Source organism: Streptomyces sp. NPDC050509 (genome assembly GCF_044457965.1).
In the GTDB taxonomy this organism is placed as follows: domain Bacteria; phylum Actinomycetota; class Actinomycetes; order Streptomycetales; family Streptomycetaceae; genus Streptomyces.
Genome location: NZ_JBITHL010000014.1, coordinates 194,242 through 215,018, shown reverse-complemented (window position 1 = coordinate 215,018; position 20,777 = coordinate 194,242). Strand labels below are relative to the sequence as shown.

General features: G+C 72.3%; 20 protein-coding genes. 13 read left to right on the top strand and 7 right to left on the bottom strand.

All coding sequences use genetic code 11. From position 1 onward, the window contains the following. Window positions 1–137: 137 nt before the first annotated feature. Entirely contained in the window at window positions 138–419 is a 282-nt protein-coding gene (locus ACIBJC_RS33050) for an HPr family phosphocarrier protein (RefSeq protein ID WP_120720905.1), read from the bottom strand. 129 nt (window positions 420–548) lie between these two features. Here ACIBJC_RS33050 and ACIBJC_RS33045 point away from each other — a divergent pair, with 129 nt between their 5' ends. The 4 genes from ACIBJC_RS33045 (at window position 549) to ACIBJC_RS33030 (ending at window position 6,059) form a co-directional block, all read left to right on the top strand. After that, entirely contained in the window at window positions 549–3,389 is a 2,841-nt protein-coding gene (locus ACIBJC_RS33045; protein ID WP_399298874.1) for a GNAT family N-acetyltransferase, read from the top strand. Between the two features lie 92 nt (window positions 3,390–3,481). Continuing rightward, entirely contained in the window at window positions 3,482–4,087 is a 606-nt protein-coding gene (locus ACIBJC_RS33040) for a DUF5998 family protein (RefSeq protein ID WP_399298872.1), read from the top strand. After that, the gene (locus ACIBJC_RS33035) at window positions 4,087–5,283 is read left to right on the top strand and encodes an alkaline phosphatase family protein (protein ID WP_399298870.1); all 1,197 of its coding nucleotides are present in this window, start codon (window positions 4,087–4,089) and stop codon (window positions 5,281–5,283) included. The genes ACIBJC_RS33040 and ACIBJC_RS33035 overlap by 1 nt, the downstream gene beginning before the upstream one ends. A gap of 134 nt (window positions 5,284–5,417) precedes the next feature. Then, window positions 5,418–6,059, top strand: a complete 642-nt coding sequence (locus ACIBJC_RS33030) for a thymidine kinase (RefSeq protein ID WP_399298867.1) — start codon at window positions 5,418–5,420, stop codon at window positions 6,057–6,059. 27 nt (window positions 6,060–6,086) lie between these two features. Here ACIBJC_RS33030 and ACIBJC_RS33025 read toward each other — a convergent pair whose 3' ends face one another. Continuing rightward, a complete protein-coding gene (locus ACIBJC_RS33025) occupies window positions 6,087–6,857 on the bottom strand; it encodes a VOC family protein (RefSeq protein ID WP_399298865.1) in 771 nt (256 codons plus the stop codon). Window positions 6,858–7,145: 288 nt separating this feature from the next. Here ACIBJC_RS33025 and ACIBJC_RS33020 point away from each other — a divergent pair, with 288 nt between their 5' ends. Beyond that, window positions 7,146–7,970 (top strand): sulfurtransferase, encoded by an 825-nt coding sequence (locus ACIBJC_RS33020; protein WP_399298863.1) that lies wholly within the window; start codon window positions 7,146–7,148, stop codon window positions 7,968–7,970. A 172-nt stretch (window positions 7,971–8,142) separates the two neighbouring features. Here ACIBJC_RS33020 and sepH read toward each other — a convergent pair whose 3' ends face one another. Beyond that, the gene (gene sepH, locus ACIBJC_RS33015) at window positions 8,143–9,171 is read right to left on the bottom strand and encodes a septation protein SepH (protein WP_399298861.1); all 1,029 of its coding nucleotides are present in this window, start codon (window positions 9,169–9,171) and stop codon (window positions 8,143–8,145) included. Between the two features lie 497 nt (window positions 9,172–9,668). Here sepH and ACIBJC_RS33010 point away from each other — a divergent pair, with 497 nt between their 5' ends. Beyond that, window positions 9,669–10,685, top strand: coding sequence for a hypothetical protein (locus ACIBJC_RS33010; protein ID WP_399298859.1), 1,017 nt, complete (start codon window positions 9,669–9,671; stop codon window positions 10,683–10,685). A 27-nt stretch (window positions 10,686–10,712) separates the two neighbouring features. Here the strand turns inward: ACIBJC_RS33010 and ACIBJC_RS33005 are convergent, their stop codons facing one another. Together ACIBJC_RS33005 and ACIBJC_RS33000 are read right to left on the bottom strand one after the other, a co-directional pair. Next, window positions 10,713–12,047, bottom strand: a complete 1,335-nt coding sequence (locus ACIBJC_RS33005; protein ID WP_399298883.1) for a D-arabinono-1,4-lactone oxidase — start codon at window positions 12,045–12,047, stop codon at window positions 10,713–10,715. After that, on the bottom strand, window positions 11,992–13,254 hold the full coding sequence (locus ACIBJC_RS33000; protein WP_399298857.1) for an MFS transporter: 1,263 nt from the start codon (window positions 13,252–13,254) through the stop codon (window positions 11,992–11,994). Before ACIBJC_RS33000 ends, ACIBJC_RS33005 begins: the two co-directional genes overlap by 56 nt. Window positions 13,255–13,417: 163 nt before the next feature. Between ACIBJC_RS33000 and ACIBJC_RS32995 the strand changes: the two genes are divergently transcribed. Together ACIBJC_RS32995 and ACIBJC_RS32990 are read left to right on the top strand one after the other, a co-directional pair. After that, window positions 13,418–14,545, top strand: a complete 1,128-nt coding sequence (locus tag ACIBJC_RS32995; protein WP_399298855.1) for a ferrochelatase — start codon at window positions 13,418–13,420, stop codon at window positions 14,543–14,545. A gap of 11 nt (window positions 14,546–14,556) precedes the next feature. Then, complete coding sequence (locus tag ACIBJC_RS32990; RefSeq protein WP_399298853.1) at window positions 14,557–15,357, top strand: inositol monophosphatase family protein; 801 nt, start codon at window positions 14,557–14,559, stop codon at window positions 15,355–15,357. A 203-nt stretch (window positions 15,358–15,560) separates the two neighbouring features. On the opposite strand, the gene ACIBJC_RS32985 is transcribed toward ACIBJC_RS32990, so the two are convergent. Then, on the bottom strand, window positions 15,561–15,734 hold the full coding sequence (locus ACIBJC_RS32985; RefSeq protein WP_329821500.1) for a hypothetical protein: 174 nt from the start codon (window positions 15,732–15,734) through the stop codon (window positions 15,561–15,563). 335 nt (window positions 15,735–16,069) lie between these two features. On the opposite strand from ACIBJC_RS32985, the gene ACIBJC_RS32980 reads away from it, so the two are divergent. The 4 genes from ACIBJC_RS32980 (at window position 16,070) to ACIBJC_RS32965 (ending at window position 19,601) form a co-directional block, all read left to right on the top strand. Then, entirely contained in the window at window positions 16,070–16,723 is a 654-nt protein-coding gene (locus tag ACIBJC_RS32980; RefSeq protein ID WP_329821498.1) for a response regulator transcription factor, read from the top strand. A gap of 5 nt (window positions 16,724–16,728) precedes the next feature. After that, entirely contained in the window at window positions 16,729–17,961 is a 1,233-nt protein-coding gene (locus ACIBJC_RS32975; RefSeq protein ID WP_329821497.1) for a HAMP domain-containing sensor histidine kinase, read from the top strand. Window positions 17,962–18,367: 406 nt separating this feature from the next. Continuing rightward, window positions 18,368–18,664, top strand: a complete 297-nt coding sequence (locus tag ACIBJC_RS32970; RefSeq protein ID WP_030350183.1) for a DUF4193 domain-containing protein — start codon at window positions 18,368–18,370, stop codon at window positions 18,662–18,664. 13 nt (window positions 18,665–18,677) lie between these two features. Next, window positions 18,678–19,601 (top strand): hypothetical protein, encoded by a 924-nt coding sequence (locus tag ACIBJC_RS32965; protein ID WP_399298850.1) that lies wholly within the window; start codon window positions 18,678–18,680, stop codon window positions 19,599–19,601. Between the two features lie 72 nt (window positions 19,602–19,673). On the opposite strand, the gene ACIBJC_RS32960 is transcribed toward ACIBJC_RS32965, so the two are convergent. Beyond that, window positions 19,674–20,132 carry a DUF3093 domain-containing protein gene (locus ACIBJC_RS32960; protein WP_399298848.1) on the bottom strand — a complete coding sequence of 153 codons (459 nt, stop codon included), beginning with the start codon at window positions 20,130–20,132 and terminating at the stop codon, window positions 19,674–19,676. A 129-nt stretch (window positions 20,133–20,261) separates the two neighbouring features. Here ACIBJC_RS32960 and dut point away from each other — a divergent pair, with 129 nt between their 5' ends. Next, window positions 20,262–20,777, top strand: coding sequence for a dUTP diphosphatase (gene dut, locus ACIBJC_RS32955; protein ID WP_329821517.1), 516 nt, complete (start codon window positions 20,262–20,264; stop codon window positions 20,775–20,777).

Genomic DNA, 20,777 nt, shown 5'->3' with positions numbered 1-20,777 from the left:
CAAATAAATTAAAATTTCTCTTTTAAAAAATTATTTTATTTGGGGGGTCTTTTTTCTTGCCCCCCCCCACTACCCGCGGCGGGTTTGCCCCCCGTCGGCGGGCCCCCCACGGCTCCGTCGTGGAAATGCTCTCCGGATCAGACCGTTTCGGGGAGCTCGTCGAGCCCCTCGGCGACCAGCTTGGCCAGCCGGTCCAGGGCGGCGTCCGCGCCCTCGGCGTCCGAGGCCAGCACGATCTCCTCGCCGCCCTGCGCGCCCAGACCGAGCACCGCGAGCATCGACGCGGCGTTGACGGGGTTGCCGTCGGCCTTCGCGATCGTCATGGGGACGCCGGCGGCCGTGGCGGCGCGGACGAAGATGGAGGCGGGACGGGCGTGCAGGCCCTCGGCCCAGCCGACATTGACGCGGCGCTCAGCCATGGTGTTGCCCTTCAAGTCGCAAAAAGTCTCAAAACAGGTGTCCGTACCAGGCTCTCATGGGGCGCGGGACGGTCCCCCGTCGCCCCCGATCACCGCTCACGGACAGCGTCCCCGCCGTAGGCTTGCGGCATGGAGCACCCGCGGGACCACGCGTATCCAGGGCACTGGGAGGCGGACGTGGTGCTGCGCGACGGCGGCACGGCCCGGATCAGGCCCATCACCACCGAGGACGCGCAGCGGCTGGTCAGCTTCTACGAACAGGTCTCCGACGAGTCGAAGTACTACCGCTTCTTCGCCCCCTACCCGCGCCTCTCCGACCGCGACGTCCACCGCTTCACGCACCACGACTACGTGGACCGGGTGGGGCTCGCCGCGACGGTGGGCGGCGAGTTCATCGCGACCGTACGGTACGACCGCACCGACGAGCGCGGACTCCCCGCCTCCGCCCCGGCCGACGAGGCCGAGGTCGCCTTCCTCGTCCAGGACGCGCACCAGGGCCGCGGTGTAGCCTCCGCCCTCCTGGAGCACATCGGCGCGGTCGCCCGCGAGCGGGGCATCCGCCGCTTCGCCGCCGAGGTGCTCCCTGCCAACGCCAAGATGATCAAGGTGTTCCGGGACGCCGGGTACACGCAGAAGCGCAGCTTCGAGGACGGCGCCGTACGGCTCACCCTCGACCTGGAGCCGACCGCGGAGTCCCTGGCCGTCCAGCGCGGCCGTGAGCAGCGCGCCGAGGCCCGCTCCGTACAGCGCCTGCTGACCCCCGGCTCGGTCGCCGTCGTCGGGACCGGCCGCGCCCCCGGCGGCGTCGGCCGCACCGTGCTGCGCAACCTCCGCGACGCGGGCTTCACAGGGCGCCTGTACGCGGTGAACAGCGCGTTCCCCGAGACCACCGAGAGACTCGACGGCGTCCCCGCCGTACGCTCCGTCTCCCGGATCGGTGAACCCGTCGACCTCGCGGTCCTCGCCGTCCCCGCCGACCGGGTGCCGGAAGCGGTCGAGGACTGCGGCCGCTCCGGCGTACAGGGCCTGGTGGTTCTCTCCGCCGGTTACGCGGAGAGCGGCGCCGAGGGCCGCGAGCGCCAGCACGAACTGGTGCGGCGGGCCCGCTCGTACGGCATGCGCATCATCGGACCCAACGCCTTCGGGATCATCAACACCGCCGACGGCGCCCGGCTGAACGCCTCCCTCGCGCCCCAGCCGCCCGCGCGCGGCCGGATCGGCCTGTTCACCCAGTCCGGTGCGATCGGCATCGCGCTGCTCGCCGGGCTCCACCGGCGCGGCGCGGGCCTGTCGTCCTTCATCTCGGCGGGCAACCGCGCGGACGTCTCGGGCAACGACATCCTCCAGTACTGGTTCGAGGACCCGGACACCGATGTCGCGCTGCTGTACCTCGAATCGATCGGCAACCCGCGCAAGTTCACCCGGCTCGCCCGGCGCACGGCCGCGGTCAAGCCGGTCGTCGTGGTGAAGGGCGCCCGGCACAGCGGCAGCGCCCCGCCGGGACACACCGTCCCCGTCACCCGCATACCGGACGCCACGGTCTCGGCGCTGCTGCGGCAGGCCGGGGTGATCCGCGTCGACACGGTCACCGAACTCGTCGACGCGGGCCTGCTGCTCGCCTCCCAGCCGCTCCCCGCGGGCCCGCGGGTCGCGATCCTCGGCAACTCCGAGTCGCTCGGCCTCCTCACGTACGACGCCTGCCTCACGGAGGGCCTGCGCCCCCTGCCGCCCCAGGACCTCACCACCGCCGCGGCGCCCGACGACTTCCGTACGGCGCTCACGGCGGCGCTGGCCGATCCCGGCTGCGACGCCGTCGTGGTGACCGCGATACCCCGGGTGGGGGAGACGGGCACGACGGACCCTGCCGACGGCGGCGCGCTGGGCACCGCGCTCAGGACGGCCGCGGCGACGGCCCCGGCGAAGCCGGTCACGGTGGTCCACGTCGAGATCGGCGGCCTGGCGGAGGCGCTGTCGGCGGCGACGAACAGCGGCCCGTCCCGGCCGTCGCCGCCTACGCCTCCGGAGCAGCCACCACCGCTTGAGGTGCCCCCGTCAGGCAAGGACGGCGCCGACGCCCCCACCCCCACCGCCGTACGCATCCCCGCCTACCCCGCCGCCGAACGCGCGGTCCGGGCGCTCGCCGAGGCCGTCCGGTACGCGCGGTGGCGGCGCCAGGCCGCCGAGCCCGGCAAGGTCCCCGAGTTCCTGGACGACGCCATCGACGCGAGCGGGGCCGCCGCCCTCATAGACCGGCTCCTCGGCGCGGCCCCCGACGCCCGCCGCGTCTCCCTCACCCCCGACGACGCCCACGAACTGCTCGCCCTCTACGGCATCCCCGTACGGCCGACCCTGCCCGCGCCGGAACCCGACGCGGCCGTCGCCGCCGCCGCGCGGCTCGGCTACCCCGTAGCCCTGAAGACGACCGCCCCGCATCTGCGCCACCGCGCCGACCTCGGCGGCGTACGGCTCGACCTCGCCGACGAGGCCCAACTGCGGCTCGCCCACCGCGAACTGACCGAGACGCTCGGCACCGCCGTCGAGCTGCGCCCCGTCGTCCAGGCCATGGCGCCCCGCGGTGTGGACACCGTCGTACGGGCCGCCATCGACGCCGCCGCCGGCGCCGTGCTCTCCTTCGGGCTGGCCGGCGCCCCCTCCGAGCTCCTCGGCGACCTCGCCCACCGGCTGGTGCCCGTCACGGACCGGGACGCCGCCGAGCTGATCCGGTCGATCCGTACCGCGCCGCTCCTCTTCGGCTGGCGCGGCTCCGCGCCGGTCGACACCCCCGCCCTGGAGGAGGTGCTGCTGCGGGTGTCCCGGCTGGTCGACGACCACCCCGAGGTAGTCTCCGTCACCCTGGAGCCCGTCGTCGTCGCCACGCACGGGGTCTCGGTGCTCGGCGCCACCGTCCGTCTCGCACCGCCGCCCGCCCGCGACGATCTGGGCCCGCGCACCCTCCCCAGCTACTACTAGAGCCAGTACGGGGCCACTACGAGGCCACTGCTCAGCGGTTACCGCCGGACAGGGCGTCTCCGGCAGCCATCCGGCCACCGTAGGATGAGCCCATGGCGAAGACCGGTACGACGACCCAGGGGCTGCGCACGGCTATCGAGCGCAGCGGCTACTACCCGGCTCTCGTGGCCGAGGCGGTGGAGGCCGCTGTCGGTGGTGAGCCGATCTCGTCGTACCTGGTGCACCAGGAGACCACGTTCGACGCCAACGAGGTGCGGCGGCATGTCACCGTCCTCGTGCTGACGGCTCACCGCTTCATCGTGAGCCACACCGACGAGCAGGCCGCCGACTCCAGCTCCCCGACGCCGTACGCCACCACCTCCACCGAGTCGGTCAAGATCGACCGCATCTCCTCCGTCGTGGTCAGCCGTGTCGTCGCCAACCCGGAGTCGTACAAGCCCGGCGCCCTGCCGCGCGAGGTCGTCCTCACCATCGGCTGGGGCGCCGTCTCCCGTATCGACCTGGAGCCCGCCGCCTGCGGCGACCCCAACTGCGAGGCGGACCACGGCTACACGGGCAGCTCCACCGCCGACGACCTGAGCCTGCGCGTCAGCGAGGCGGGCGACGGGCCGGACGCCGTGCGGCAGACGCTCGCGTTCGCGCAGGCGCTCTCCGAGGCGATCGCGGCCACGACGGCCACTGCGGCGACCGGCCGCTGATGGCAGCCGAACCCCTCTGGCCGGAGCCCGTCCCGCTCGCCCTCTCCAGCGCTCCGCTGCCGCAGTACGGCAGCGGCTCCCTCGCCGATCTGCTGCCGACGCTCGCCGCGGGCCAGGGCGTTCCGGATCTGACCGCGACGATCACCGAACTGACCCCCGCCGACCGGAACTGCGTCTTTCTGATCGACGGCCTCGGCTGGGAGCAGCTCAAGGCCCACCCGGACGAAGCGCCGTACATGACGTCGCTGCTGGCCACCTCGCGCGGCTCCACGGGGCGCCCCCTCACCGCGGGCTTCCCCGCCACGACCGCGACCTCCCTCGCCTCCGTCGGTACGGGGCTGCCCCCCTCCGCGCACGGCCTGCCCGGCTACACCGTCCGCGACCCCGCGACCGGCGCGCTGATGAACCAGCTCCGCTGGAAGCCGTGGACAGCGCCGCACGTCTGGCAGCCGTACCCCACCGTCTTCGCGCTGGCCGACGCGGCGGGCGTGCACACCGCGCAGGTGTCCTCCCCGACCTTCCAGCACACCCCGCTCACCAAGGTCGCGCTGAGCGGCGGCTCCTTCTTCGGCCGGCTCTCCGGCGAGGACCGTATGGACCTGGCCGCCGAGCAGCTCGCCGCGGGCGACCGGTCGCTGGTCTACACGTACTACAGCGAGGTCGACGGCAAGGGCCACCGCTTCGGGGTCGACTCCGACGCCTGGCGCGGCCAGTTGATGTACGTCGACCGGCTCGTCCAGCGCCTCGCCGAACAACTTCCGCCCCGTACCGCGCTCTACGTCACCGCCGACCACGGCATGATCGACATCCCCTTCGACGAGGAGTCGCGCCTCGACTTCGACGAGGACTGGGAACTGCGCGCCGGGGTCGCCCTGCTGGGCGGCGAGGGCCGGGCCCGCCATGTCTACGCCGTACCGGGCGCCGCCGCCGATGTCCTCACGGTCTGGCGCGAGGTGCTCGGCGAGCGGTTCTGGGTGGCGAGCCGCGACGAGGCGATCGCGGAGGGCTGGTTCGGTCCGCCGGGCGCGATGGACGAGCGGGTGTACGGCCGGATCGGCGATGTCGTCGCCGCGGCCCACGACGATGTGGTCATCACGGCCTCCGTCCAGGAGCCGCACGAGTCGCAGATGGTCGGGATGCACGGCTCGATGACCCCCGTCGAGCAGCTCGTCCCCCTTCTCGAAGTACGCTCGTAACCGCTCGTACGCCCGTACGACGCCCTGACCGACCCCTGTGGCCGGCCCCGTACGACCGTGCGGACCCCTGTACGGTGCCGGTGCGGCGCCTGTCGACCGCAGCAGCCGAAGACCCGAAAGGCCGTCACCCCCTCATGCCAGAGCTGGTGTTCTTCTCCGGAACGATGGACTGCGGAAAGAGCACCCTCGCTCTGCAGATCGAGCACAACCGCTCGACGCGTGGGCTCCAGGGCATGATCTTCACCCGCGACGACCGGGCCGGCGAGGGCAAGCTCTCCTCCCGCCTCGGCCTGGTCACCGACGCCGTCGAGGCCGCCGACGGCTTCGACTTCTACGCGTATCTCGTGGAGCGGCTCTCCCAGGGCGGCCGGTGCGACTACGTCATCGCCGACGAGGCGCAGTTCCTCGCCCCGGTCCAGGTCGACCAGCTCGCCCGGGTCGTGGACGACCTGGACCTGGACGTCTTCACCTTCGGCATCACCACCGACTTCCGCTCCAAGCTCTTCCCCGGCTCGCAGCGACTGGTGGAGCTGGCCGACCGGGTCGAGGTCCTCCAGGTGGAGGCGCTCTGCTGGTGCGGCGCCCGCGCCACGCACAACGCGCGGACGGTCGGCGGCGCCATGGTGGTCGAGGGCGCGCAGGTCGTCGTCGGGGACGTCCACCAGGGCCGCGACGAGGTCGGCTACGAGGTGCTGTGCCGGCGCCACCACCGGCGCCGGATGACCGCGGCGACCGCACGGGCCGCCGCGCTCTCCCCGGACGTCCTGCCCGTCTAGGCCGCGTCCGACACCGGTTGACGGACCCTAGACCGACCGTACGATCGTGAAGATCGCGCCCTCCGGGTCCGCGACCGTCGCGTGCCGTCCGTTCACGCCCTCGCGCGGCTGCTGGAGCACCTGCCCGCCCAGCTCCGTGACCAGCCGGGCGGCGGCGTCGGTGTCCTCCACCTCGAAGTGCGTCATCCAGTGCGCGCCCCGCTCCCGGGTGAGTGCGCGGCCCACCCCGTGCAGCGAGGCGACGGGACGCCCCCGCAGACGCAGGGTCAGGAAGTCGAAGTCGGCCGAGACCACCGCCTCCAGGTCGTAGCCGAAGAGCGCCGCGTAGAACTTGCCGACCGAGGACGTCTCGCGGGTGACCAGTTCGTTCCAGACGGGTGTGCCGTGCGCCCCGGCCACCGCCGTGCCCGTGTGCGCCGCCGCCTGCCAGATCCCGAAGACCGCGCCCCCCGGGTCGGAGGCGATGGCCATCCGGCCGGCCTCCGCCGCGTCCAGCGGGCCGACGCCGACCGTGCCGCCGCAGCTCCTGATCGTCTCGGCCGTCAGATCCGCGTTGTCCGTGGCCAGGTAGGTCATCCAGGCGATGGGGAGATGCCGGTCGGGCGGCAACTGGCCGATCCCCGCGATCTCCTTGCCGTCGAGCAGCCCGCGGACGTACGGTCCGAGCTGCTGCGGTCCCGGCTCGAACTCCCAGCCGAACAGCGCTCCGTAGAACTCCTCCGTCGCGGCAAGTCCGTGCACCATCAGACTCACCCAGCAGGGTGTTCCAGGCGTGCGCCGGGTCGCTGCCTCGGTCATCGTCACTGTCTCCTCGGACCTTCGTGGTGGCCGTGCGGACCGGGCGCGCCGCGGGAGTAACTGCCGGTGGAACCGCGGAAGTACACGCGGAACCACCTGGGGAGGAACGGGACGGAAGCGGCCGTGCGCCCGTGCCGATGCTCGCACCCGGCGGCGCGCGGCGCCGCCCGGCCGCGCCGCACTTGGCGGGATCTCGATTCGCTGTTTACCGGCTGTTTCACGGGCCGTTACATCGCACGGTCCACCGCCGCTCCCGCCGCGGGGCGGCGGTACGGGAGGATGACGTTCATGACAGCCATCATCACAGCGGCCGAACTCACCGGCGAGTCGGCGGGTCCGCGTCCGCCCGTACTCCTCGACATCCGCTACCAGCTCGGCGGACCGCCCGGCCGCCCGGAGTACGAGGCGGGGCATCTGCCCGGCGCCGTGTACGTGGACCTCGACGCGGAGCTGGCCGGTCCGCCGGGCGAGGGCGGCCGTCATCCGCTGCCCGATGTGGCGGCCTTCGGTGCGGCGATGCGCCGTGCGGGTGTCGGCGCGGACACGCTGGTGGTCACGTACGACGGGGGCCTGGGGTGGGCGGCGGCGCGCGCCTGGTGGCTGCTGCGCTGGACGGGCCACGGCGATGTCCGGGTCCTGGACGGCGGTCTGGCCGGCTGGACGGGCCCGCTCTCCACCGAGATCCCGGAGCCGGCGGAAGGCGACTTCCGCCCCGTACCGGGCGCCCTCCCGGTGCTCGACGCGGACGGCGCCGCGGCCCTGGCCCGGGACGGGCTGCTGCTGGACGCCCGCGCCGCCGAGCGTTACCGCGGTGACGTCGAGCCGATCGACCGGATCGGCGGCCACATCCCCGGCGCCGTCTCGGCTCCCACGGCGGAGAACATGGCCGAAAACGGCACCTTCCGCCCGGTGGCGGAACTCGCGGCCCGCTTCGAGGCGCTGGGAGCCACGGGCCGGAGCGTCGGCGTCTACTGCGGCTCGGGCGTCTCCGCAGCCCAGGAGGTACTGGCCCTGGAGCTGGCGGGCATCACCGCGGCGCTCTACGCGGGCTCGTGGTCGCAGTGGTCCTCGGACCCCGACCGCCCGGTCGCCAAGGGCCCGGACCCCCGGTAACCAGGCACACCGGGCACCGGGAGAGTACCCGTGGGGCGGGTACGCACCGCACGCGGTGAGTACCCGCCCCTCGGACTGCGTATAGGAGGGTGTGCGAACCCTGTCAGCCCCTGCCCGACCTGCTCCGTCCGTACCCGCTCTGCCAGTAGCTGTTCTGCCCGTACCCGCTCCGTCAGTCCTGCTTCTTGCGGCGGGTGCCGAAGACGATCTCGTCCCAGCTCGGCACCGCGGCCCGCCGCCCGGGGCGGACGCCGTCCGCCTCCGCCTGCCGGTCCGTCGTGCCCGTGAGCCGGTCGCGGTGACCGGCCACCGAGCGCGGCATCAGCACGTCCGCGTACGCGGAACCGGCGCCGGCCGAGGCGGCGGGCGCCTCCTCGGCGTCCGGCTCGTCCTCCGGGTCCACGCCCCCGGGCTCCGGCGGCGCGGGGCGCTCGGGCACGACCATGTCGCCTCGGAAGCTCGGCACGGCCTCCAGCAGGCTGGTGAGCGAGTCGCGTTCGTCGCTGTCGTCCGGTTCCGGGGCGACGGGGCGCTCCAACTGCCGGTCGAGGGAACGGTCCAGCGGCCGGTCGCGCGGCAGCCGGGCGATCCGCGGTACGAACGGGAAGCTCGGCTCCTTCGTGACCGTGTCGTCGGTGTCGCCGATCAGCGCGCGCGCCTCGTCGTCGACGGCCTGGACGAGCCGCCGGGGCGGGTCGTACGTCCAGCTGGCCGAGTGCGGCTCGCCCGCGACCAGATAGACCAGCAGGACTTCCCAGGTGCCGTCGTCACGGCGCCACGAGTCCCACTGCACGGTCTCCTTGTCGGCGCCGCGCAGCGTCAGCCGCTCCTGGACGGTCTCGCCGAGCTGGGGTCCGGTGTTCTCGCCGGGGCGGCGTACGGCGGTCTTCCTGGCCCGCTCCGCCATGAAGGCGCGCTCCGCGAGCACCGGGCCCTCGAAGCGCCGGACCCGGTCCACCGGGATCCCGGCGTGCTGCGCCACTTCCTCGGCCGTGGCACCGGCTCGTATACGCGCCTGGATGTCCCGTGGTCTGAGGTGGCTCTCCACCTCGATCTCGATCTGGCCGAGACGCGCGCGGTCGTTGCGCACGGCGGCGCGCAGCCGCTCGTCGATGGGGAGCGTGTACTCCGTGCTGTCGGCAGCCTTGAGCACCAGTCGTGTGCCGTCGTTGGAGACGGCCACGACACGCAGTTCGGGCATGGGAACCTCCCGGGTGGTGCCTGCCGACGTCACGTGCGTCGCTGCTTCCGCTAGTCGAGTGTGGCCTGCCCGGGTGCAGCCTGCCACAACCTTTCCGTGCTGCCCGGCGTGTCGGGCATGGGCCCTGGATCGCCGATGACACGGTTACCCTTTGCGACGCGGAGTGACGAACGGTCACTCCGTGCAGCAGGCGCCCGTGCGGTGCCGCGGCTCCGCCGGATCGAGTGCCACGTTCGGCCCCCTTCTCCGTAGGTCCCGGACACCCATGAGGGGGTCCGGCCCCAGGGCTCGCCACAGTACTCCATTCGGGCCATCCGGGTGGACCGGCACGCCGCCCAAGTTCTCACGGCGCCGGGGAGTTGATGCCGCGGTGCGGCCCATGAGCGGCCGGGCGCGGGTGTCCTGCTTCACAGAACCCACCGAAGCGGAACTATCCGCTTCGCTCAGAGGTCACTCCCTGGTGCAAGGTGGGACAGATGTGCAAGCAGGGGCTGTAGATGGATCAGAGGCTGACGACCAGTACGCGAACGGGTGACAAGCCGGAAAACGGCGCGACGGGCCCAGGCTTCGACCCGGAGGAAGGGGAGCGGAAGGGGCCCCGGCTCGAACTGAGCCTGCCGCAGGTCGCGGGCAGCGCGCTCGCGGCGATCGCCGCCGCGGTGCTCGCCTCTCAACTCGGCGTGTACGGCACGATCATCGGCGCGGGCGTGGTCAGCGTGGTGGCCACCTGCGGCGGTTCGGTCTTCCAGCACCTGTTCCGCCGTACGGGGGAACAGATCCGCGTCGCGGCCGTCCAGCCGAAGCCCGGAGGCCGGCAGGTGTCGATATCGCCCGAATGGGGTGATCCGAGGCAACGGGATGACCCCACCGGCTCCACCGATTCCGGACGTGGCACCGACGCGACCAGGCTGATGCCCCAGGTGCCTCAGACATCTCTGGTGTCCCCGGCGTCTCCGGTGTCCCCGAGCGAGGAGTTCACCCGGGCCACGACGCACGGCACGCGCGTCCGCGGCTGGAAGCGCCCGGTCCTCGCGGCCGGGATCGTCTTCGGCGTCGCGATGGGCGGGATCACCGGGTACGAGCTGATCTCCGGTCAGGACCTGGGCGGAGGCACGGGGACGACCGTCGGATCCGTCGTGAGCGGCGGCGGCCACCGGACCACCCCCTCCACCCCGGCCGACCCCTCCGACACGCCCTCCACCGACACCGATACCTCCACCGGCGGTGACACGGGCACCACCCCGGAGGGCGGGACCTCGCCGTCCCCCTCCGGCAGCGGGCGGAGCGACGGCACGGACCAGGAGAGCGGCACGGGCTCCGGCTCGGACACCGGCACCGACCCGACGGGCACCCCGTCCGCCCCGCCCTCCGCCCCGACGGACTCCTCGGGTTCGACCGCCGACTCCACCGGCGACAGCGACCCCGGCGCGTCGTCCGCCCCGGCCCCGACACCTTCGGGCAGCGCCGACAACACGACCGGCGGCGGCGACGGCGGGACGACCAGCGGGGAGTAGGAGACGTACGGCGCGCATCGGTCCCCGTCAGTCCCCGAGGACCCGGCGCAGATAGTCGTTCCCGAACAGCCGGTCCGGGTCGAGCCGGTCCCGTACCGCCGTGAACTCCGCGAAGCGCGGGTACACCCCGGCGAGATACCCCGCGTCCCGTGTGTGGATCTTGCCCCAGTGCGGCCGGCCGCCGTGCGCGGTCATGATGCGCTCCACCGCCGTGAAGTACGAGCGGTGCGGCGTGCCCCGGTAGAGGTGCACGGCGATGTACGCGGTCTCCCGGCCCGAGGCCGTCGAGAGGGCGATGTCGTCGGCGGGCGCCGTGCGTATCTCCACCGGGAAACTCACCTTCAGAGGTGAGCGCTCGATCATCGCCTTGACCTCGCGCAGCGCCCCGACCGCCGCCTCCCTCGGCAGCGCGTACTCCATCTCCACGAAGCGCACCCGGCGCGGCGAGGTGAAGACCTTGTACGGAATGTCCGTGTAGGTACGGGCGGAGAGCGCCTGGCTGGAGACCTTGGCGAGGGCGGGGATCGTCGCGGGCACGGCGCGGCCGAGGGCGCAGGCCACCCGGAAGGCGCCGTTGGAGAGGAGTTCGTCCTCGATCCACGCGGGGACCCGGCCGGGCGGCGCCGCGGGACCGGCGCTGCGGTTGTTGCGCTTGGTGTTGCAGTTGCCGGTGTGCGGGAACCAGTAGAACTCGAAGTGCTCGTTCTCCGCCACGTGCTGGTCGAACTCCGCCGTGACCCGGTCGAAGGGCATCGGCTCCTCACGGGCCGTCAGCAGGAAGACCGGCTCCACCGCGAAGGTGACCGTGGTGATCACGCCCAGCGCGCCGAGGCCGATCCGCGCGACGGCGAAGATCTCCGGGTTCTCCTCGGCCGAGCAGCGCAGCAGCGTGCCGTCCGCCGTGACCAGTTCGAGCGCCCGGATCTGGGCGGCGACCGACGCGGAGTCACGGCCGGTGCCATGGGTGCCGGTGGAGGTCGCGCCCGCGACGGTCTGCTCCATGATGTCGCCCATGTTCGTCAGCGACAGGCCCTCCCGGGCCAGCGCCGTGTTCAGGCGCTTGAGCGGGGTGCCGGCCGCCACCGTGACGGTGCCCGCGGCCCGGTCGATCTCCCGGATGCCGGTGAGCAGGTCGGGACGTACGAACACGCCGTCCGTGGCGGCGACGGAGGTGAACGAGTGCCCCGTGCCGACCGCCTTGACCCGGAGCCCGTCGGCCGCCGCCGCGCGGATCTCCCCGATCAGCTCCTCGACGGAGGAGGGGGACACCGTACGGGCCGGCCGGGCGGTCACGGTCCCCGCCCAGTTACGCCACGCGCTCATGGTCGTCGTGCTCCTCAGGACTGTCCGGTCCCCGGTCATCCGCCCCATGCCCTCCCCGCCTCGGTACCGGCTCACGCAGCCGGCGGTACCCCAGGAACGCCACCGCGGCCGCGACGGCGCCCGCCACCACGGGCACCCTGTACCCCGCACGGGCCCCGGCGGCGTCGACCACCCAGCCGGCGGCCGAGGAGCCGAGCGCCACACCGACCGCGAGCCCGGTACTGGTCCAGGTCATGCCCTCGGTCAGCTTGGTGCGCGGTACATGCGCTTCGACGAGGGCCATGGTGGTCACCATGGTCGGTGCGACGGAGAGGCCCGCGACAAAGAGCGCCACGGCCAGGAGCGGCAGGCTCCCGGCCAGTTGGAGGGGGATCATACTCACGGCCATCGCGCAGACACCCACCAGCCACCTCCGGGCCGGCGGACCGGCGAGGTGCAGCAGCCCGAACACCACGCCCGCGCAGCAGGACCCCAGCGCGTAGACGGAGAGCACCAGGCTCGCCGCCGCCTTGTGACCCCGCTCCTCGGCGAAGGCGACCGTGACCACGTCGACCGCGCCGAAGATCGCCCCCGTCGCCACGAAGGTCGCCACCAGCACCCGCAGCCCGGCCGAACCGAGGGCCGAACCCCCGGTGTGCTCCGCGCGGGGCCGCGGCACGGGCTCGGTGGCCCGCTGCGCCGTCAGCCACAGGACACCGACCACCAGGAAGACCCCGGCGAGCAGCGGGCCCGCCTCGGGGAACCAGGCCGTCGAGAGCCCGATCGAGATGATCGGGCCGAAGATGAAGCAGATCTCGTCGACCACGGACTCCCAGGAGTACGCGGTGTGCAGCGCGCGCGGGGAGTCCCGGTGGACCGTCGCCCAGCGAGCCCGCACCATCGCCCCGACGCTCGGCATGCACCCGGTACCGGCCGCGAAGACGAAGAGCGTCCAGTCGGGGGCGCCCTGCTGGGCGCAGAGCAGCAGCCCCGCGATCGCGGTCACCGAGACCAGCGTCGCCGGGCGCAGCACCCGCCGCTGGCCGTGCCGGTCGACCAGCCGGGAGACCTGCGGGCCGAGCACCGCGGCCGACATGGCCATCGCCGCCGAGACGGCGCCCGCGAGGCCGTACCGGCCGGTGAGCTGGGAGATCATCGTGACGGCGCCGATGCTCAGCATGGCGAGAGGCATCCGGCCGATCAGTCCGGCCGCGCTGAATCCCTTCGTGCCGGGAACGTCGAACAGCGCGAGGTAGGAACGGGGCAACGCAGGCAACGGACGCTCCGGTAAGCGATGAATCTGGCCGCGACAGCTTACGGCTGCCCAGGCACCGCGCGCCTCCGGTTTTCCGCCGGTTCCCGGGCGTACCCCGGGCCCGGCGGGGCGGGGCCGCCGCCCGGCGTACCGGGGCGGATGGCAGGATCGGAGCATGCCAGAACAGTCGGCGACTTCGCCCTACGACGCTCTGCTCCTGCTGTCCTTCGGCGGCCCCGAAGGCCCGGACGACGTGGTTCCGTTCCTGGAGAACGTCACCCGGGGACGTGGCATCCCGAGGGAACGGCTCAAGGAGGTCGGCAGGCACTACTTCCTGTTCGGCGGGGTCAGCCCGATCAACGAGCAGAACCGGGTGCTGCTGGACGCGCTGCGCAAGGACTTCGCCGGGCACGGCCTGGACCTGCCGGTCTACTGGGGCAACCGCAACTGGGCGCCGTACCTGACCGGCACGCTGCGCGAGATGGCCGCCGACGGGCGGCGCCGTATCGCCGTCCTCGCCACCAGCGCGTACGCCTCGTACTCGGGCTGCCGCCAGTACCGCGAGGACCTGGCGGGCGCCCTCGCCACCCTGGCCGACGAGGGGATCGAACCGCCCCGCGTGGACAAGCTGCGCCACTACTTCAACCACCCCGGCTTCCTGGAGCCCATGATCGACGGGGTGCTCGCCTCCCTCGCCGACCTGCCCGAGGACGTACGGGCGGGGGCGCATCTCGCCTTCACCACCCACTCCATCCCGATCGCGGCGGCCGACACCTCTGGCCCGGCCGGGGGGCACGGCGAGGGCGGCGCGTACGTCGCCCAGCACCTCGACGTCGCCCGGCTGGTCGTGGCCGCCGTCCGCGAGGAGACCGGGATCGCGTACCCCTGGCGGCTCGTCTACCAGTCGCGCAGCGGCGCCCCGCACATCCCCTGGCTGGAACCGGACATCTGCGAGCACCTGGAGACGCTGCACGGGGAGGGCGTCCCCGCCGTCGTGATGGCCCCCGTCGGCTTCGTCTCCGACCACATGGAGGTCCTGTACGACCTCGACACCGAGGCCACCGCCAAGGCCGCCGAGCTGGGGCTGCCCGTACGCCGCTCGGCCACCGTCGGCGCGGACCCCCGGTTCGCCGCCGCCGTGCGCGACCTCGTCCTGGAGCGCGCCGCGGCCGAGCGCGGACGCGCCGTGGAGCGGTGCGCCCTCGGCGCGCTCGGCCCCAGCCACGACCTCTGCCCCGTCGGCTGCTGCCCGGCGCGCGCCCCCAAGCCCGCCGCCGCGGGTGCCGACAGCCCGTACGCCTGAAGGAGCCCGCTGTGACCGACGCCCTCACCGGTGAACTGCTCGCGCTCGCCCTGGAGGCCGCCCGCCGGGCCGGAGCGCTGCTGCGCGACGGACGCCCCGACGATCTGGCCGTCGCCGCCACGAAGTCCAGCCCCATCGATGTCGTCACCGAGATGGACATCGCCGCGGAGAACCTGATCACCGGCTATCTCGCGGACCACCGCCCCGACGACGGCTTCCTCGGCGAGGAGGGCGCCAGCACGGCGGGCAGCAGCGGCGTCCGCTGGGTCATCGACCCGCTGGACGGCACCGTCAACTACCTCTACGGGCTGCCCACCTGGGCCGTCTCCATCGCCGCCGAGCGCGACGGGGAGACGCTGGTGGGCGTCGTCGAGGCCCCGATGCGCCGCGAGACCTTCCGCGCCGTGCTCGGCGGCGGCGCCTTCCTGGGGGACCGTCCGCTGCGCTGCCGCCCCGCCCCGCCGCTGGAGCGGGCCCTGGTCTCCACCGGCTTCAACTACGTGACCACCGTCCGCGCCCACCAGGCGGAGATCGCCGAGCGGCTGATCCCGCAACTGCGGGACATCCGGCGCGGCGGCTCGGCCGCCATCGACCTCTGCGACGTGGCGGCCGGCCGGCTGGACGGCTACTACGAGCGGGGGCTGCATCCCTGGGACCTCGCGGCCGGCGATCTCATCGCCCGTGAGGCGGGCGCCCGGACGGGTGGGCGCCCCGGTACCCGCCCCGGCTTCGATCTGGCCGTGGCGGCCCCGCCAGGCGTCTTCGAGCCCCTTCAGGAGCTGCTGGAGGGGTACGGCGCCTGGCACGACTGATCCGGTAGGCGACCGTCCTGGCACCGCGACCGCCCCGACGCCCGACTGATCCGGCGCCCGACCGACCCGGCGCACGGAAGGGCCCCGGCACCGTCCCCTCGGTGCCGGGGCCCTTCTCAGCAGATCGTGTGCGGCTCTTCGTTGGTGGCTCTGATATTTCGTATGTCTGTACGACTTTGTCCGTACGACTGCGATGTATCGGGTCAGACGCCGGCGGCGCCGACCTCCACACCGTGCTCGGCGGCGAGCCGACGCAGGTCGTCCAGCTCTTCCTGTTCGACATCCGCGAGGAAGTCGTCACCCGTCTCACGTGCTCGGGTGAGGTCTGTTTCCGTGGCCTTTATGCGCTGGAGAAGCCCGGCGGTGAACGCGTCCATTGCGCCCCCTCGTCGTGGGTCAGTGGCACGGGGGTGTGCCGACGGCGGGAAGATCAGGCGCCCACTGTCTTCTGGAGGACAGCTATCCGGTGGGCAGATAAGGGTGTGGCATGCCACAAACAGGGCGTGATCTCGGGTGTGAAGTCGTCTTCCCCAGGGTCCGTCTCCGAGAAACCTCTCCGACCCGACGAATCCCGTCCCGCCCCGGACGTGCCTGGTCACCCGGCATCGTCTTACCGCCGGTTTATGGCCGATACGGGCAGGATGGGCCCGCACAGCGAGTGTGACGACCTGCCCTGATCACGGGAGACGGGCCCAGAGGAAGGAAAAACGACGTGCGCGTACTCGTCGTCGAGGACGAGCAACTGCTCGCCGATGCGGTGGCCACCGGACTGCGCCGGGAGGCCATGGCCGTCGACGTCGTGTACGACGGTGCGGCGGCCCTGGAGCGGATCGGGGTCAACGACTACGACGTGGTGGTGCTCGACAGAGACCTCCCCGTCGTGCACGGCGACGACGTCTGCCGCAAGATCGTCGAGCTGGGGATGCCCACCCGGGTCCTGATGCTGACCGCCTCGGGCGATGTCAGCGACCGGGTCGAGGGCCTGGAGCTGGGCGCGGACGACTATCTGCCCAAGCCCTTCGCGTTCACCGAGCTGACCGCCCGGGTCAGGGCGCTGGGACGGCGTACGACGGTGCCGCTGCCGCCCGTCCTGGAGCGCTCCGGGATCAAGCTCGACCCCAACCGCCGCGAGGTCTTCCGCGACGGCAAGGAGATCCAGCTCGCGCCCAAGGAGTTCGCGGTCCTGGAGGTCCTGATGCGCAGCGAGGGCGCGGTCGTCTCGGCCGAGCAGCTCCTGGAGAAGGCGTGGGACGAGAACACCGACCCGTTCACCAATGTCGTCCGTGTGACGGTGATGACCCTGCGGCGCAAGCTCGGTGAGCCGCCCGTGATCGTCACCGTGCCCGGCTCCGGCTACCGGATCTGAGGCCGGTGGCCACCACCCCGGCGCCGCCGGCGGCGCCTCCGAAGCCGACCTGGGACCCGAGAAAACCCGACCAGTCGCTCCCCTGGGTCCGCCCCACCATCCGCATACGTCTGACGCTGCTCTACGGCGGGATGTTCCTGATCGCGGGCATCCTGCTGCTCTCGATCATCTACCTGCTGGCCGCACAGGCCCTGCACGTCGGCAGTGAGCTGCCGTTCCAGATCGTCAGCGGCAAGGTGAGCAGTGACACCTGCAACTTCCCCGACCAGGCGACGCCCGACCGCTTCAACACCGCGATGAACGCCTGCGTCAACCACCAGCGCCAGCAGGCACTCGACGATCTGCTCAGCCGCTCGCTCTTCGCGCTGGTCGGGCTGAGCGTCATCGCGTTCGCCTTCGGCTACGCGATGGCCGGCCGGGTGCTGTCCCCGCTGGGCCGGATCACCCGTACAGCGCGCCGCGTGGTCGGCACCGACCTCGCGCGCCGGATCGAGCTGGACGGCCCGGACGACGAGCTGAAGGAGCTCGCCGACACCTTCGACGAGATGCTGGAACGGCTGGAACGCGCCTTCACCGCGCAGCAGCGCTTCGTCGCGAACGCGTCGCACGAGCTCCGTACGCCGCTCGCGATCAACCGGACCCTCCTGGAGGTCCATCTCTCGGATCCGGGGGCTCCCATGGAGCTCCAGCAGCTCGGGAAGACCCTTCTGGCGACCAACGAGCGCAGCGAGCAACTGGTGGAGGGGCTGCTGCTGCTCGCCCGCAGTGACAACCAGCTCGTGGAGCGCAAGCCGGTCGACCTCGCGGAGGTCGCCACCCGCGCCGTGGACCAGGCGCTCTCCGAGGCGGAGGCGAAGGGCGTGGAGATCCGCTCGGAGTGCGTTCCCGCGGTCGTCCAGGGCAACGGCGTCCTGCTGGAGCGGATCGCCCTGAACCTGGTGCAGAACGCCGTGCGGTACAACATCCAGGAGGACGGCTGGGTGGAGGTCAGCACGGAACTCCAGCAGGGCCAGGCGGTCCTGGTGGTGTCGAACACGGGACCCGTGGTGCCCGCGTACGAGATCGACAACCTCTTCGAGCCGTTCCGCCGCCTGCGTACGGAGCGGACCGGCAGCGACAAGGGGGTGGGTCTCGGCCTCTCGATCGCCCGCTCGGTCGCCCGCGCCCACGGCGGACGGATCTTCGCGGAGCCGCGTGAAGGGGGTGGACTGGTGATGCGTGTCACTCTCCCGATCTGAGAGACTGCGCTCGGTATTCACGCGGCGGATTACTTTGTTCGCTTTGCGCGGAATTTCCTCCATGAGTTTTTGGCGGATCCTTGTGTGATCGATCACAGGGGCGAATTCCCGCCTATCGACTCTGTGTGATCAAGCCTTCATCGGAAAGCCGGTAAAGTCCGGGTTTCCGGGGGTCGTGATCACGGGAAGTACACGGGGTGGCGCCCGTGCGGCAGGAAAGAGGGACCGTGTACGGTCCCCCTCGCCACCCGAAGCCGATCACTCCTGAGGAGTCCGGTTGGGTGTCGATTGAGTAACAGACCTTGATGTGAGGCAAAATCTCCGCCTCAGGTCGGGCACAAGTCCGGCCTCTCACGCGTTACGTGCGCTGAGACACCACAGACACCCAGAGGGGGAGAGCGACGACATGGCAACGGACTACGACACCCCACGCAAGACCGATGACGACGTCGATCAGGACAGCCTTGAGGAACTGAAGGCCCGTCGGAACGACAAGTCGACCTCGGCGGTCGACGTCGACGAGTTCGAGCAGGCCGAGGGCCTTGAACTGCCCGGAGCGGATCTCTCCAACGAGGAGCTGTCCGTCCGGGTCCTGCCGCGGCAGGCCGACGAGTTCACGTGCATGAGCTGCTTCCTCGTGCACCACCGCTCCCAGCTCGCCAGGGAGAAGAACGGCCAGCCCATCTGCCGCGACTGCGACTGAGGTCCGACAGGCCGTGGCAGGCGACACACCGTTCCGGAAACGGCGCTTCCGGCGCAAGAACGCCCCGGAGGCACCGGATACGTATCAGGGCGGCTCAGGCCCGGCAGAAGGCGATCAGCCCGCTGCCGAGCACTCCGCCCTGCTGCCCCAGCACGGCGCGCACGAGGACGAGCGGGGCCGGTCGGCCTCGCTCGAAGCCGTCCGGGACGACCACGGCGGCCCCACGACCGGGGGCCGGCGCCTGGACAGCGTGAAACGGGGCGTGCGCAAGGGGAGTGACGGAGCCAAGGCGGCCCTGGCGTTCGTCGCCGACCGGATCATCGAGAACGCACCCCGGATCCCGGTCCGCGACCTCGCGACCCTGCGGGCACAGTTCCCGGGCCTCGGCCCCGAGGAGCTGGCCGACAAACTGGTCGCCGGCGCCGCGAACAGCAGCTCCACCGTCGGGGCGGGCGTCGGCGCCGCCGCGATGATGCCCGTACCACCCGCGATGCCGGCCGAACTGGCCGCCGAGATCACCGCCGTCGCCGCGATCGAGCTGAAGCTCATCGCGGAGCTGCACGAGGTCTACGGACAGCGCGCGCCCGGCACGCTCAGGGAGCGCAGCGCCGCCTATCTGACGTCCTGGACCGAGGAGCGCGGCGTCGACATCACCAAACCGTCGTCCTTCAACGGCGCGCTCAGCGGCGGCATGAAGCGCGAGCTGCGCCACCAGATCACCAAACGCATGGTCCGCAGCCTGCCCAACCTGGTCCCCTTCATGATCGGGGCCGCCGTGGGCGCCCTGATGAACCGGCGGGACACCAAGAAGGTCGCCGAACACATCCGCAAGGACCTGCGGACCCGCCAGGTGCCCTGGGACGCGCTGCCCGCCCTGCCGCCCCTGGAGCAGCCCGACGAGCTGCCGCCCGGACTGCCCAAGGAGCTGGGCCACTAAGAGGCCACCAGGACCTCCAGGGCCTGCCCCGGACCTCGTACGGCCCTCGGGGCGCCCCGGATCCGCTGGGTCTCAGCCCGTGCGTACCGCGTCCAGCGCCGCCGCCAGCGCCCGCGGGGTCCTGGTCGACAGATAGACGTACGGTGTCGGGTCGTCCGGATCCGTGACCTCCACGCGCAGCGCCGTCGGCACATAGCTGCGCAGCAGCATGAAGGCGCGCGGGTCGGCCTTCTCCAGCCGCCAGGCCCGCGCCTCCTCCGGATCCAGCACCTCGGCCGCGCCGAGCGCCGCGACGGGGATCCGCGCGTCGCCCGCGACCAGCGAGTCCGCCACCACCCGGATCCGCGCCGAGCCGTAAGCGCTGACCCCGGCCGCCGCGAGCGCGCCCGCCACGATCACCCCGCCGAGCATCGGCAGCGTGCCCAGCGGCAGCGTCATCAGGCCGCCGGCCACGGCGAGGAGAGCGGCGATACCCCACCAGGAAGGGGGTGCGGTCAGGCGTTCGTCGTAAGGCGCGGGGGAAGGCTCCATGGAGCCAAGCTTGGCACGGTGCGCCCCAGGGGCGACCGCGCGGGTAAGGTCTGCGCCTGTGAGTAACGTGCCATCCCCGGAGACGCCCCCCGCACCCCGCGCGGAGCCAGAGGTGACCCCATGAGTCCTGTGCCCGGTGCTCCCGTGGACGTGCTGATCCGCCGCGTCGACCCGGAGGTCCCGCTGCCCTCGTACGCGCACCCGGGCGACGCGGGGGCCGATCTGGTCACCACGGAGGCCGCCGAGCTGGCCCCCGGCGAGCGTGCCGTGCTGCCGACCGGCATCTCCGTCGCCCTGCCCGACGGCTACGCGGCCTTCGTGCACCCGCGCTCCGGGCTCGCCGCCCGCTGCGGGGTCGCGCTGGTGAATGCCCCCGGGACGGTGGATGCCGGGTACCGTGGGGAGATCAAAGTGATCGTGGTCAATCTGGACCCCCGCGAGAGCGTGCGGTTCGAGCGGTTCGACCGGATTGCCCAGCTCGTCGTCCAGCAGGTCGAGAAGGTGCGCTTCCACGAGGTGGCGGAGCTTCCCGGTTCCGCGCGGGCCGAGGGGGGCTTCGGGTCCACCGGCGGTCATGCCGCCGTGGGCGGGGTACAGGGTGGGAATCGATACGCTTCGGTCGTATCCGACCGGGAAGGACAGTGA